We start from the raw sequence: 12503 nt of genomic DNA, 5'->3' as shown, positions 1-12503 counted from the left end.
TGGAGGGAGTTTAAATTCTGTTCTTTGGAATTTTCTTTATAAACTTAAAATAAAGAACATTGCGAATACATACCTAGCCCCTTCTATAGCTTTTCCAGTTTGTGGATTGATTAAATTCACTCCTAACCATCCAAACTCACCCACTTTTAAGTTACTGTTTGCTATAGCCGTGGCTATACTCTTTTTCTTCGATATTCCTAACCCCATTCTCCAATGCGGAATGCATTTTCTCATGATGTTGCTATGACTCTGGCCTTTGCCATGCAGCAGGGTGAAAGTTATGGCCACATCAGCAGTTTTAAGTAGGGACAATGCTTCGATAATAGGTTTCGCAGCCTCAACACTTGTGAATCTCATTAAGTGATTTCGTTTTTGAGTGTGCTGCTGAAAACCGTTTAACAGTACTTGTAGCTGTTCTGGCTGATTCTTACTCAGTTCATCAAGTGACTTAATCAGGCTTAGGTATGCTGCGCGATCTTGAACTATTTTTCTGGGCTGTGCTGGTAGAGGAAGTGTTTCGCCGTTGTAGCTTTCTAGATTGATTTTCTTGGCGTTCGATATGTCGAATTTATGAGCACCAGCACTCAAAAGTGAAAGTAGATTGTTCTGCCATGTTTCAATATCGGACTTAGCTATACCTGTGCTATCGGATAGCCGTGAGATCTTGTCAAATGTGTTGGAGCTCTGTATTAACTTAAACAGAACCTTACGACATTGGTTAAATTCTCTCTCAAGATCGCTATTAGCGGTCTCAAGACTAAAGTTTATGATCGCTTCTGCGGGTGGGATGGATACTGTTTTTTGATCAATGATTAGAAACTTCTTGCGAAAGTTTTCTCTGTATTTGTTCTTTCCAGGTTCTAGCCAGCGATAGATGGTGCTCATAGATTGGCCGGATGCTAATGCGAGTTGTTCGTGTGTTGGCGCCAGCCTTTCTTCAATCAATTCACGGGCAATATAATCTAGCAGGTGGCTATAGTGTTCGAGCGTTGTTTCAGGGGAGGCATGCCCCATGAGCATTGATATTGCGTACAGACTCTTTTTAGTGGGGGTTAAAGTCCCAAATAGATGTCTCTTGAGTCCTTCGCTGTTTCTAATCCACTCCTGTGTCCGTGGATACGAATCAAAAATACTTAAAGAGGATTTGTCATTCAGCATTAGGGAACATGCGATTAAGTCGGTAACATGAGACAATCTTGCCGACTTAATCTGACTACGACTCCAGCCGATCATGAACCAACTCTCTTTCGCCGACACCGAATTTACCAGCAAACGCCGCAAAACTCGCAAAGAACTCTTCCTCAGTCGAATGGATGAGTTGATTCCCTGGCAGCAGCTTGAAGACCAAATTGAACCCTTCTATCCAAAAGCAGGTAACGGCCGTCGTCCCTATCCTTTGTCTACCATGTTGCGTATTCACTTAATGCAGAACTGGTACAACATGGGGGATCCAGCCATGGAGGACGCGCTTTACGAGATTACCTCTATGCGGCTGTTTGCTGGGTTATCTTTAGAAGGCGCAATACCTGATCACACCACTATTATGAATTTTAGGCATTTACTGGAAAAGCATAAGCTTGGACGTAAGCTCTTTAAAGAAGTCCACAAATGGCTATCAGATTCGGGGATTTACTTTAAAGAAGGCACCATCGTTGACGCGACTATTATTGAAGCCGCTAGCTCGACCAAAAATAAAGCCAAATCACGTGACCCAGAAATGCATCAGACCAAGAAAGGAAATCAATGGTTCTTTGGGTTGAAGGCACATATTGGAGTCGATGCTAAACGTGGCTTGGTGCACAGTTTTACCACCACTTCTGCCAATGAACATGATCTAAACCAAATCACTGAACTCATGCATGGCGATGAGACGTTTGTCTCAGCCGACTCAGGCTATCGTGGCGTAAAAAAACGTGAGGAAACCAAAGATAAGAAATTGGACTGGTTGATTGCGGAGATGCCAAGCAAGGTTAGGGAATGGAAGAAGCATCCCCGTATTAATAAAACCCCCATCAATACTGAGTACATAAAAGCGAGCATCAGAGCAAAAGTAGAGCACCCGTTTCGAATACTCAAATGCCAGTTTGGCTTCCGAAAAGTAGTCTATAAAGGATTATCAAAAAATGACAACAAGCTCGCGGTGTTGTTTGCACTGGGAAACATACTGCGAGTGGATCAGATGATAAGATCTGCACGGAGTTAATCCGTCTGGATGACGGTAGTTGGAGCTTTAAAGGCTTCAACTAGAGGATAAGACACACTAAAAACTGAGGTTTTGAGCAAATTGAAAAGCAAATCAAGCCAGTAGTGATTTCGTACTAACTAGCTGACTTAATCGCACGTTCCATAATTGTGTTAATTAATTCAGTTAGTGCTAAGCCTTTATAATTTGAAAAGAACCAATCTATAAGGCCTTCTATAACTGATTGCTCGAAATCGTTATGTAATTCAATGGTTTGCTTGGTTATGTCACGTAAAGGGCTGCCAATGGGCAATGTTGATACAATGCTTAAAGCTTCCAGGTTGGGATAGAATTTTGTTAAGCCAGATGTTTTTTCCTTCAGAAGCCATCGCTGTACGGCTTCCGCCGTTTCTTTTTCTTGCAAAAATTCAGCTGATAAAAAAAGATTCGATAATGCTTTCATGTTGCGCCCCTTGTGCTTAGTTGATAAAGCTATTTTCTCCTTTTAAGAGGGACTTAGAGTTTAAATCTGATACCTGTATTATCTACACCAAAGAAGTTAAAGACGAAGTCTAGCAAAGAGAGTGGGGGGGCTTATAATTTCAATTTTTATAGATAGTTTGAGGCAGTACATTTGGTAAATTTGACCAAAATACTGCCATGATATTGATTTAAAAAATGACTGGTTTTGCTGTGTTATGTCGCACCTGTTAGTTGTTGTTTTTTGTGCATGTTTAAGAACATACTATCATATCAATATCTGGGCTATGAAAGTACAAGCCGCTTTGTTTTAGATTTTCAACAACATTGTTAAGACATGTGCAATCAGTATGGCTTGAAAAACCAAATTCATCAAAAAAGGTTATTCTTGGTGTTTCACTTGTAGAGGGATGAACTAGGCCGAACCTATCCTTTTTAGCGTTGCTGTAAATTGAACCGTATCCATTCTTGTCTAATTCAGATTTTATACGCCTTTCATGGGATCGATAATAGGCTACTCGCTTTGATCTTTTTGCTTGTCTTGATAAACCTGGGTCCTCGGAATGAATGAAAAACTCCTCAGTCCCGTCAAAAAATGAAATTAAATCATCTATTTTTAGGTGAGAAATTAGATTGAAAAATTCACGGTCTGTAGCGGCCGCGCACGCTTTTTTTTGAAGTTCTTGAATGGTCATAATTAGTCTCCAATAAATGTAAATCGCTTTAATTCAATAAGTTAATTATAAAGATTACATTTGAAGAGCTGTTTAATTTCAAATATCCAGGTTAATTTACCCAACATGTTAAAGGGGAACCCTGACTACGAGAAGATGGTTATTCGAAAGTCGGTAAGTTTTAGTCGAGATTTCCTCACCCTTAATTTGGCTTCGTAAGATGTTAAAATTAAAGACTAATAAATCGACCAAGTTTAGAGTAATTGGTGAACTTTTCACCATCAAACATAATTGCGTAGTGGCCAGATTGAATCACTTTAGAGGTGGCTGGTGGTCTAGTAATAGCTACACATAGACCTCCGTCATCACGCATAGAGTTGTAAAGTATTCCATGCATGTTGGACATTAAAACTCCCGCTAAAAGGCGATGATTAGCATCATACTCCTCAGTCATTAAATCAGGTCGATTTCGGGCATCGTAGAAAGCTTCTTCAAAGTGCCCCGTATAACATCGAACCACAGCCGATACCTCAGATGTGAATTTCATTTCATCGACCCAATATTTACGGGTATGATGTGCCCATTCTCTCAGGCTGGTTTGTAAGCTATCAGAGCAATAATAAGCTCCTTGCTTATCGGTGCTGTAACGTCCTGACCTTGGGTAAGCAAATGAGGCCATAACCGCTCCCCAGCCGTCTCCATAACGCAAGTCTGCCTTATCAACATAAATATCTTGTAAGCTTAGAAGATGATTTGATTCACCATTACTGTTGCCCAAGTTCAATAAAGATCGGCTGGCTGTCATGTTCTCTATTTCACCCAATACCAAATTATCAGCATGGTTATTAGCAAAGATATTGATAGTTGGGTATTTTGAATGAATCACACGATAATGCTTCCACTCAGGCTTTACTGTTTTAGGCGCGTCTAGCATCAAAATGGTTCCTAACTGCATTTATGAAAAGTATGTCTGAATCGATTAATATTTGCTCTTTAGCGCTTTTTCCCTGAAAAAGAGGATGATCGATTGGACGTTTAAAAAAGTCGAATTCGTAGCCTTGGGGTGCTGACAAAGCTAATGCCTTATGTATGCCCAGCAATAACGATAGACGAGTAATTGTGTCTCTTGATAGAGTTACTTCGTTGTTGTTCTTAGCCTTTCTTACCCAAGATTTGTAGGTATTTCGAGATACGCTACCCATTAGAATGCATGCTTCATCAAGTGTTAAATTCCACTTTTCTTGTCTGCGCATATCTTCGAGCCACAAAAGAGCAACAGCAATTTTTTGAGCCTCGGTTCTTGTTTCTATGTTATGTGTATGCATTTTATGTTCTCCATTAGGCTATAAAAGAGAGTATAGCCTAACAGTCAATATTGATCAAAATATATAAATACGATCAATTTTGAAAAGCTATTCCATCATGTTTCTAATAGGGGGTTTTGTGCCCATCCCCTCGAAATTAACCTTAGTCTGAATTTTTAAGCTTTTTTCTAACTCTAATCACTGTACTTCGGCTAACTCCAACAGCTTCAGCCGTTTTATTAATACTAAATCCAGCTTCAGTAAATGAAGCTATTCTTTCATGGTTTTCTAAATCAGGCTGACGACCGTGATAAAGTCCCTTTTGCTGTGCTTTTACAATACCTTCTTTTTGCTTAGGGGTTTGAAGTCCAACGGAACGAAAACGTACGCTAAAAGTAACCGTCCGGTAAACCCATCTTGAGCCATGTGCTGGCTTTGCCAGGATAGTGTCCACTTAATTCTTAGTGGACACCTATTAGGGGTTACCGCACGAAACGGAAAATATTGTACGTTAAGGTTTCCACGGCACCCATTGAGGGCGAACCAGCCCTTTTTTGACCTTACGGCGCCGACGCCCTATCACGGTAGTGCATTGCAGATTTAGAGAGGGAAGGCATCGGGGACCCACCGGTGTCGACACATTGCTGCTGACCCCTTCAGGCCTGAGTGGGCTGTTGATGAAACTTCAGAATTCCATTAAGCGAACATCCCTCTTGGCTCGCGGCATGAATGGGGACTGAGCGGTCTCTGCGATATTTGATTCGGAGCTGGAAATACCTGACTTTTGTGCCAATTTAGCCCTTGCCTTTGCATGACGTCGCGTAAATGGTGATGCAGACAAACAACAAGGCAAGAGCGGACAATAGAGCGCAATCGAGATCGCCGACAGCTAGAGGGGACGTGCGACCAAGTTGACAGTCGAAATGCGCTATCATTAGGGTAGTCTAATGTTTGGTGGTACCAGGGAGGTGGATGTCATGTGGCACGATCACATGTGGAGCGGACCAGGGATGATGGGATGGGGGTTTATCCCCATGGTGCTGTTTTGGTTGTTGGTTATCGGGGTTTTCGTTTTTCTGTTCAGGTTGTTCTCGGGCAAGCGTTCGGAGCCCTCGGATGATTCCAGCTTACAGATTTTGAAGGATCGCCTAGCCAGCGGTGATATCGACCAGGTGGAGTTTGATTCTCTGTACGACAAGCTCAAACACGCCCATTGATGTAGCTGATTGGCCGAGCCAACTTTTGTGGAGGCTCGGCCGATGTCGCTTTGGTTGGGCTTCAAATGCTTCGTAACAAATCAACGAAATCGGCGACCGTTGGCACGCCTATCAGGATCTTTTCTGCCAGTAGCTTACCCTTGTGGTCATAAAAAATTTGCGCGGGTGGGCCGATGATTTTGTACTCCTTGTTCAAGGCGGTCGCAGCATCATCGTTAGCCGTAACATCGACCTTAATCAGCGTAAAGCGTTTGAATTCCGCTTGTACACTGGCGTCAACAAACACAAAGCTTTCCAGCTCTTTGCAGGTAATGCACCAATCTGCGTAAAAATCGAGCATCACGGGGCGCCCTTGGTCACGGGCTTGATCAAGCAAGGGGCGAAGCTGATCGAGTGAGGTAACCTTGGCAAAAGGTGCCAGAGCCACGGAGCTGTTGGATGACCCTCCACCGATTCCACCAAGCGGTTTCAACAAACTGGCGGTTCCAGCCGCTATGCCGATCAGCAGGGTTGAGCCGTAGATCAGCATCAGCACCCCGATGCCTTTACCTAGTTTCCCCCAGCCTGACGAACCCTCGGGCAGTCGATCCAGCGCTTTCAAGTAGATGGAAGAGGTAATCAGGATCGCACCGACGAGCAGTACCGTCACCGTTGGAGGCACAATGCGATCCAGCATCCAAACGGCCATCAGCAGCATGACAACGCCGAATCCTGCCTTGATATGAACCATCCAATGCCCTGCTTTGGGTAGCAGTTTGCCCGCCGACGTACCGATGATGATCAGCGGCGCGCCCATGCCCAAGCTCAGGCTGAATAACGCGGCCCCACCAAGCACCGGATCGCCGGTTTGGCCAATGTAAACCAAGGCACCCGCCAGAGGGGCGGCGACGCAGGGCCCTACGATCAGAGCAGACAGAACGCCCATTGCAAAAACACTCGCGGAACGACCTCCGCGTTGTTGGCGGCTGAGGTTCGCCAGTCGATTCTGAATCACGGCGGGCATCTGTATCTCAAAAAAGCCGAACATCGATAATGCGAAAACCACGAACATCAGGCTGAATGTCGAAATGATCCAGGGATTTTGGAATGCCGCTTGGATGTTGGCACCGAAAATACCCGCAGCGACTCCGGCCAGGGTGTAAGTTAGCGCCATCGCAAGCACATAGATGCTGGAGTAGAGGAACGCCTGTCGGGTGGACACCTTCCCCTCATGACCCACAATGACTGAAGAGAGAATGGGGATCATCGGAAACACGCAGGGGGTCAGTGACAGGGCTAGGCCTGCTAGGAAAAATAGCAACAGGGTAACGCTAAAACTACCTGAGGTCAGCATATCGGAGAAACGGCGCTGATCCGTCAAAGAGAAATCGAGTGGGTCATCAGAGATCTTAGGTGATACGGCTTTGGCCAAGAGAGGTGCGGCTGGAGCGGTATCCGTGGGCACGGCGGTTAGCTGGACCGTTTCAGTCTGGGGGGGGTAACAGATGCCTCCCTCCCAGCAGCCCTGGTATTCAATCTTGAATTCCGGATTTGGATTCCCAGCTGAAGACTGCTGCACCGCGATCCGAAATTCGGCCTGATCGTAATAGACCTGGCTCTGTCCATAAATAGCGTCTTCTTTTTCAACCGTAGGCCCCTTTTGAATATCACCGACGTCGAGCTGACCGTTGGTGTGCAGTTTGATCTGGTCTCGATAGAGGTAGTAGCCGCTTTCGGGCATGACCCATTGCAGGACCAGCAATCCCGGTTCGGGCTGGTTGTAGCTGAAGAGATAGGCTTCTTCCACCGGTAGAGGGCCTTGAGGTTTCTGACCTGTCAGCGATTCCCACAGACCCGCATTGGCTACGCTCAGTTGCGCCCACAGCAGAGCGACCATTGCCAATCGCCAACAGAAACTTAGCTTTAGGAAAGAGGAGGGGCTCGGCTGCTGATTTGTCGTTCTGGTGTTCATCTACACTCTCAATCTCTAACGTATCGGGTCGTCTGTTTAGGTACGGTTATTCCTTAAGGTTCACAAGCTTAATCAGAGGCCTGAGGATGCTGATGTCCACTGCATACGCCTTCCGGCTGGCAGTTTTCCAAGAATTGTAGGATGCCGCAATTGGCCGCCTGCCCTTCCGGGTTGACAACTTGGTTGCACTGCGTCCGTAGCTGGCGCAGCTGTTTTTCCAGCTGTTTCAGCTCTTTAATCTGCCGCTGGGTTTGAACAATGTGGCCATCAATCATCTCATTGACATGATGGCAGCTATCGATCGGGTGATCTCGGCACTGGAGCAGTTGCCCGATTTCGTCCAGATTGATGCCAATGCCGCGGCAATGGCGGATAAACAGCAGCCGCTCCCTGTGCTGATCACTGTATATGCGATAATTGCTAGTGGTACGCTCGGGTGGCGGCATCAAACCTTTGCGCTCGTAAAACCGGATAGTGACCGTTTCGGTATCGGTTAATTTTGCCAGTTCTCCAATTTTCATCTCGCTACCTGCTTGCTTGACATTATACCCACTATAACCTTTATAGTAATGGCTAAGCAATTTTCTCAAGCCGGAACTCTTATGCAATCGAAGTCATCAACCTCCTGCTGTGGCGGCTGCCAGACCGAAGCCACCGTGACCGATACCGCACCCCAGACGGAACCGTTGACGGGGGGCGTTCGCCTCTACATCAACGCGATGGACTGCCCCACCGAGGAGCGGATGATCCGCGCCAAGCTGGAAACCATGCCGGAAGTAAAAAACCTGGCATTTAACCTGATGGATCGGGTGTTGACCGTTCAACCCGCGACCGCTGACAGCATGCCCGCCATCATTCGAGCGCTGGAGGATATCGGCTTTCCCCCTGAAGTTCTCGATGATGATCAGTCGATCCCGGTCGAACCCTCTTCCGGTTTTTTCAAAGACTATGGGCGGTTGGTGCTTGGTGGGCTTTGCGCCCTGGTAGCCGAAGTCTTGGATTACCAAGCCATTGATCAAGCGTGGCTTATTGTAGCCTTTGCCTTGCTGGGTATCGCATTGAGCGGACTCGGTACATACAAGAAGGGCTGGACTGCGCTCAGGCACCTGGACTTCAATATCAACGCGCTGATGTCGATTGCCGTTACCGGTGCCATGCTGATCGGCGAGTGGCCGGAAGCGGTCATGGTGATGGTGCTTTTTACCCTGGCCGAGGTGATCGAAAGCAAGTCGTTGGATCGTGCGCGTAACGCCATCAAGGAGTTGATGGCGCTGGCGCCGGATACCGCGACCGTCAAAGGTCCCGCCGGGGATTGGGTGGCGCAGCCGGTTGGCGAGGTTGAGCTCGGTCAAACCGTGCGCGTCCGCCCCGGGGAGAAAATTCCACTCGATGGAGAAATCATCTCGGGGTCGGCGGCCGTTAACCAGGCACCCATTACCGGTGAGAGCCTGCCGGTCGAAAAAACGGAGGGTGATAAGGTGTTTGCCGGTACCCTGAATGAGACCGGCATGCTGGAACTTAAGGTCACGGCGCTTGCAAGTAATTCAACCGTTGCACGCATTATTCACGCGGTGGAGAAGGCGCAGAGTGAGCGCGCACCGGCGCAGCGCTTTATTGACCGTTTTGCACGCGTCTACACGCCTGCCGTTCTGATTCTGGCCGCCCTTACCGCACTGCTGATGCCGCTCGCCTTTGGCTGGAGCTGGATTGATGCGGTATATCGTGCCCTGGTTCTGCTGGTGATCGCATGCCCATGCGCGCTGGTGATCTCTACCCCGGTGACTGTGGTCAGCGGATTAGCGGCGGCGGCGCGTCATGGGGTGCTGATCAAAGGTGGGCTCTATCTGGAGCAGGCCAGCAAATTAAAAGCCTTGGCCTTTGATAAGACCGGCACCCTGACCGAGGGGCGCCCGCAGGTGACTCATGTCGAGCTGATCGGTGATGCAACGCACGCCGATGCGGTGCTGTTCGCCGCCTCCTTGGCCAGCCACTCAGACCATCCCATTTCGCAGGCGGTGGTTCGATTCGCCAACGAGCGGGAGCAACTCAGCGATTTTCTCTCCGTCGATGGGTTCGAGTCGCTGACCGGGCGCGGGGTTCAGGGGCGGCTGGAAGCGCTGGACTGCGTACTGGGGAACCACCGATTAATCCATGAACTCGGTCTTTGCTCCAGCGCCTTGGAAGCATCGCTGGAGGCGATCGAGGAACAGGGGCAGACCGCCGTGGTGTTAGTATGTGACCAGCGACCCTGGGCGATCTTTGCCATCGCCGATCAGCCCAAAACTCACAGTCGTAAAACCTTGGAACAATTAAGGGAATTAAATGTCCATACGCTGGTCCTGTCAGGCGACAATCCCCATACGGTAGCCCGTATTGCGGAACAACTGGGCGTCGACGATGCCCGCGGTAACTTGCTGCCGGAGCAAAAGCTGGAGGCCGTACAGGCATTAAAGACGCAGCACGGCATCACCGCGATGGTGGGCGATGGCATTAACGATGCGCCGGCGATGGCAAGTGCTGACATCGGCTTTGCCATGGGTGCCGCCGGTACCGATACCGCCATCGAAACCGCCGATGTGGCGTTGATGGATGACAACCTGGAAAAGCTGCCCTGGTTTATCCGGCTCAGCCGCACGGCGAGTTGGCGCCTCAAGCAGAATATCACCTTAGCGCTCGGCATCAAGCTGCTGTTTATGGTGCTGGCATTAACAGGTGAAGCAACGCTCTGGATGGCGGTGTTTGCCGATTTGGGTGCCAGCCTGTTGGTGATATTCAACGGCTTACGCTTATTACGTTTTAAATAGTGGAGGAAAAAAACGGATGAAATGCCCCCATTGTGACACCTTGCTGCAGATGACCGACCGGCAGGGGATCGAAATTGACTATTGCCCCAGCTGTCGCGGCGTCTGGTTGGATCGCGGTGAACTGGATAAGCTTATCGAGCGCTCAACGCAAGCCGATGACCGGCGTCCGGAATCGCGACGCAGCGAACCACGCTCGGACTACCAACATCAGAACCATCACAGACAGGGTTCGCACTATAAAAAACGCAAAAGCTTCCTTGGGGAACTTTTCGACGTTTTTGACTGAAACCGCTGGAATTATCAGCAACCAAATAATTTTACCGAGTTAAGGACCGTACAAAATGCTTAAACGAATCACTGCCGTGGCTGCGATTGCCGGGTTGCTTGTTTTACCCTCCGCCTATGCAGAGCAATCCCCCAAGCTGACCTACGATGGCCAGCAGTATCAGGGGGACACCCTGCCGCCTGCGTTAAAGCAGTCACTGAACCAACTGGCGCAACAATACAACGACCAGCGCCGCCAGGCAGTCGATCAGTACGCGTTGAATCGCTATGTGCAGGAAGAAGCCAGCAGACAGAGCAAAGATGTCAAAACCTTGCAGCAGGAGCTGATGGCCGTCGCCGATCCGACCGAGGAGCAACTGAAGGGGTTCTACGAGGCCAACAAGGCACGTATCCAAGGTACCTTCGAGCAGGTTAAGCCCGAGCTGGTTAACTACCTCAAGCGGCAGCAGATGACGGAAAGAGCGCAGCAGCTATTGGAGCAGATCGCGCTGAAAAAGGGCTACCGCGTGGAACTTCCCGAGCCTGAACAACTGCGCCTAGACGTTGCTACCAAGGGGTACCCCTCCAAGGGAAACCCAGACGCAAAAATCACTCTGGTTGAATTTGCCGATTACCAATGCCCCCACTGTAAGAATGCGGTCGAGGCCGTCGATGCGCTTCTCAAACAGTACGGCGATAAACTTCGTGTCGTCTATAGAGACTTCCCGATTAATCAGTCCGGTATCTCCCGTAAAGTTGCGGAAGCCGCGGTGTGCGCCGACCAACAAGGGCAATTCTGGAAATTCCATGATCTCGCGTTCGAGCGCCAAAACTACCTCAAGTCAATCCCTGTCGATGCCCTGGCCAAGGAAGCGGACTTGGATATGGGCAAGTTTGGTGACTGTTACCAAGACGCCGCCACCCAGGCCAAAGTGACCGCGTCGCTGAATGAAGCACGCGAGCTGGGTCTCTCCGGGACGCCATCGTTTTTCGTCAATGGTCGGCCGCTGGGCAACACCCACGGCGATCTGCTGAAAGACCTGAAGGAATTGATCGACGAGGAGCTACAGGCCGGTAGTTGAACTAACGTATTTCAAGAGGAACAATAAAATGAAACATCTACTCACATCGGCGCTACTAGTGCTGGCTTTAGGCAACGGAACAGCCGCCGTTGCCGCTAACCCAGCTTGGCTCGAAAGTAAGTCGGAGAAGGCTTACGAAATAACCGTTTATCGCAGTGCTTCTTGTGGTTGCTGCAAAGGTTGGATTTCCCATCTTAAAGACCATAACTTTGCCGTCAAGGACGTCGTGGTCGACGACGTGAATCCTTATAAAGAAAAGTTGGGTGTGCCCGCCCAGGGGGCGTCCTGTCATACGGCAGAAGTTAACGGCAAAGTGATTGAAGGGCATGTGCCTGCGCAAGACATCAAGGCCCTGCTTGGCTCAAATTCTGATATTCGCTTGCTGACTGTGCCGGGGATGCCTTCGGGTGGGCCGGGTATGGATATGGACGGTGCGAGAAAGGATGCCTTCAAGGTTTATGCTGTCGACAGTGGAGAGCAGGTCAGCGTCTTCAACGAATATAAGCAGTATTGATGGGGGGTAAATTCGGTACCTCCCTAACATC

The 12503-nt window shown here is 48.7% G+C and carries 14 protein-coding genes; 6 read left to right on the top strand and 8 right to left on the bottom strand.

Going from position 1 to position 12503, the window contains the following annotated elements; genetic code table 11:
- Positions 1-36: 36 nt before the first annotated feature.
- The gene (locus IEZ33_RS20205) at positions 37-1233 is read right to left on the bottom strand and encodes a hypothetical protein (protein WP_191603805.1); all 1197 of its coding nucleotides are present in this window, start codon (positions 1231-1233) and stop codon (positions 37-39) included.
- Here IEZ33_RS20205 and IEZ33_RS20200 point away from each other — a divergent pair.
- Positions 1229-2203 carry an IS5 family transposase gene (locus IEZ33_RS20200; RefSeq protein WP_240009725.1) on the top strand — a complete coding sequence of 325 codons (975 nt, stop codon included), beginning with the start codon at positions 1229-1231 and terminating at the stop codon, positions 2201-2203. The genes IEZ33_RS20205 and IEZ33_RS20200 overlap by 5 nt on opposite strands.
- A gap of 115 nt (positions 2204-2318) precedes the next feature.
- On the opposite strand, the gene IEZ33_RS20195 is transcribed toward IEZ33_RS20200, so the two are convergent.
- The 5 genes from IEZ33_RS20195 to IEZ33_RS20175 form a co-directional block, all read right to left on the bottom strand.
- Positions 2319-2645 carry a hypothetical protein gene (locus tag IEZ33_RS20195; RefSeq protein WP_191603803.1) on the bottom strand — a complete coding sequence of 109 codons (327 nt, stop codon included), beginning with the start codon at positions 2643-2645 and terminating at the stop codon, positions 2319-2321.
- Positions 2646-2916: 271 nt separating this feature from the next.
- The gene (locus tag IEZ33_RS20190) at positions 2917-3357 is read right to left on the bottom strand and encodes a hypothetical protein (protein WP_191603802.1); all 441 of its coding nucleotides are present in this window, start codon (positions 3355-3357) and stop codon (positions 2917-2919) included.
- 208 nt (positions 3358-3565) lie between these two features.
- Positions 3566-4270, bottom strand: coding sequence for an RES family NAD+ phosphorylase (locus IEZ33_RS20185; protein WP_191603801.1), 705 nt, complete (start codon positions 4268-4270; stop codon positions 3566-3568).
- Positions 4254-4661: a hypothetical protein gene (locus tag IEZ33_RS20180; RefSeq protein WP_191603800.1), complete on the bottom strand. Its 408-nt coding sequence runs from the start codon at positions 4659-4661 to the stop codon at positions 4254-4256. Before IEZ33_RS20180 ends, IEZ33_RS20185 begins: the two co-directional genes overlap by 17 nt.
- Positions 4662-4803: 142 nt before the next feature.
- A complete protein-coding gene (locus IEZ33_RS20175; protein WP_240009722.1) occupies positions 4804-5094 on the bottom strand; it encodes a helix-turn-helix domain-containing protein in 291 nt (96 codons plus the stop codon).
- Positions 5095-5587: 493 nt separating this feature from the next.
- Here IEZ33_RS20175 and IEZ33_RS20170 point away from each other — a divergent pair, with 493 nt between their 5' ends.
- Positions 5588-5857, top strand: coding sequence for an SHOCT domain-containing protein (locus IEZ33_RS20170; protein WP_055464734.1), 270 nt, complete (start codon positions 5588-5590; stop codon positions 5855-5857).
- Positions 5858-5918: 61 nt separating this feature from the next.
- Here IEZ33_RS20170 and dsbD read toward each other — a convergent pair whose 3' ends face one another.
- Entirely contained in the window at positions 5919-7808 is a 1890-nt protein-coding gene (gene dsbD / locus IEZ33_RS20165) for a protein-disulfide reductase DsbD (protein ID WP_082443882.1), read from the bottom strand.
- Positions 7809-7876: 68 nt separating this feature from the next.
- Entirely contained in the window at positions 7877-8329 is a 453-nt protein-coding gene (cadR, locus tag IEZ33_RS20160) for a Cd(II)/Pb(II)-responsive transcriptional regulator (protein ID WP_055464751.1), read from the bottom strand.
- A gap of 81 nt (positions 8330-8410) precedes the next feature.
- On the opposite strand from cadR, the gene IEZ33_RS20155 reads away from it, so the two are divergent.
- The 4 genes from IEZ33_RS20155 to IEZ33_RS20140 are packed head-to-tail and all read left to right on the top strand — an operon-like array spanning position 8411 to position 12472.
- Entirely contained in the window at positions 8411-10612 is a 2202-nt protein-coding gene (locus IEZ33_RS20155; RefSeq protein WP_211262094.1) for a heavy metal translocating P-type ATPase, read from the top strand.
- Between the two features lie 16 nt (positions 10613-10628).
- On the top strand, positions 10629-10898 hold the full coding sequence (locus IEZ33_RS20150) for a TFIIB-type zinc ribbon-containing protein (RefSeq protein ID WP_055464737.1): 270 nt from the start codon (positions 10629-10631) through the stop codon (positions 10896-10898).
- Positions 10899-10953: 55 nt separating this feature from the next.
- The gene (locus IEZ33_RS20145; RefSeq protein ID WP_055464738.1) at positions 10954-11958 is read left to right on the top strand and encodes a DsbA family protein; all 1005 of its coding nucleotides are present in this window, start codon (positions 10954-10956) and stop codon (positions 11956-11958) included.
- A 28-nt stretch (positions 11959-11986) separates the two neighbouring features.
- Positions 11987-12472 (top strand): DUF411 domain-containing protein, encoded by a 486-nt coding sequence (locus tag IEZ33_RS20140; protein WP_191603799.1) that lies wholly within the window; start codon positions 11987-11989, stop codon positions 12470-12472.
- The last annotated feature ends 31 nt before the right edge of the window (positions 12473-12503 follow it).

This window comes from Marinomonas algicola (genome assembly GCF_014805825.1).
Classification (GTDB): Bacteria; Pseudomonadota; Gammaproteobacteria; order Pseudomonadales; family Marinomonadaceae; genus Marinomonas; species Marinomonas algicola.
This window is presented reverse-complemented; position numbering and strand designations above follow the sequence as displayed.

Excerpts from the sequence above, each read along its gene's own strand:
- IEZ33_RS20205 (WP_191603805.1), bottom strand. The coding sequence starts at position 1,233 with ATGATCGGCTGGAGTCGTAGTCAGATTAAGTCGGCAAGATTGTCTCAT.
- IEZ33_RS20195 (WP_191603803.1), bottom strand. The coding sequence starts at position 2,645 with ATGAAAGCATTATCGAATCTTTTTTTATCAGCTGAATTTTTGCAAGAA.
- IEZ33_RS20190 (WP_191603802.1), bottom strand. The coding sequence starts at position 3,357 with ATGACCATTCAAGAACTTCAAAAAAAAGCGTGCGCGGCCGCTACAGAC.
- IEZ33_RS20185 (WP_191603801.1), bottom strand. The coding sequence starts at position 4,270 with ATGCTAGACGCGCCTAAAACAGTAAAGCCTGAGTGGAAGCATTATCGT.
- IEZ33_RS20180 (WP_191603800.1), bottom strand. The coding sequence starts at position 4,661 with ATGCATACACATAACATAGAAACAAGAACCGAGGCTCAAAAAATTGCT.
- IEZ33_RS20170 (WP_055464734.1), top strand. The coding sequence starts at position 5,588 with ATGTTTGGTGGTACCAGGGAGGTGGATGTCATGTGGCACGATCACATG.
- dsbD (WP_082443882.1), bottom strand. The coding sequence starts at position 7,808 with ATGAACACCAGAACGACAAATCAGCAGCCGAGCCCCTCCTCTTTCCTA.
- cadR (WP_055464751.1), bottom strand. The coding sequence starts at position 8,329 with ATGAAAATTGGAGAACTGGCAAAATTAACCGATACCGAAACGGTCACT.
- IEZ33_RS20155 (WP_211262094.1), top strand. The coding sequence starts at position 8,411 with ATGCAATCGAAGTCATCAACCTCCTGCTGTGGCGGCTGCCAGACCGAA.
- IEZ33_RS20150 (WP_055464737.1), top strand. The coding sequence starts at position 10,629 with ATGAAATGCCCCCATTGTGACACCTTGCTGCAGATGACCGACCGGCAG.
- IEZ33_RS20145 (WP_055464738.1), top strand. The coding sequence starts at position 10,954 with ATGCTTAAACGAATCACTGCCGTGGCTGCGATTGCCGGGTTGCTTGTT.
- IEZ33_RS20140 (WP_191603799.1), top strand. The coding sequence starts at position 11,987 with ATGAAACATCTACTCACATCGGCGCTACTAGTGCTGGCTTTAGGCAAC.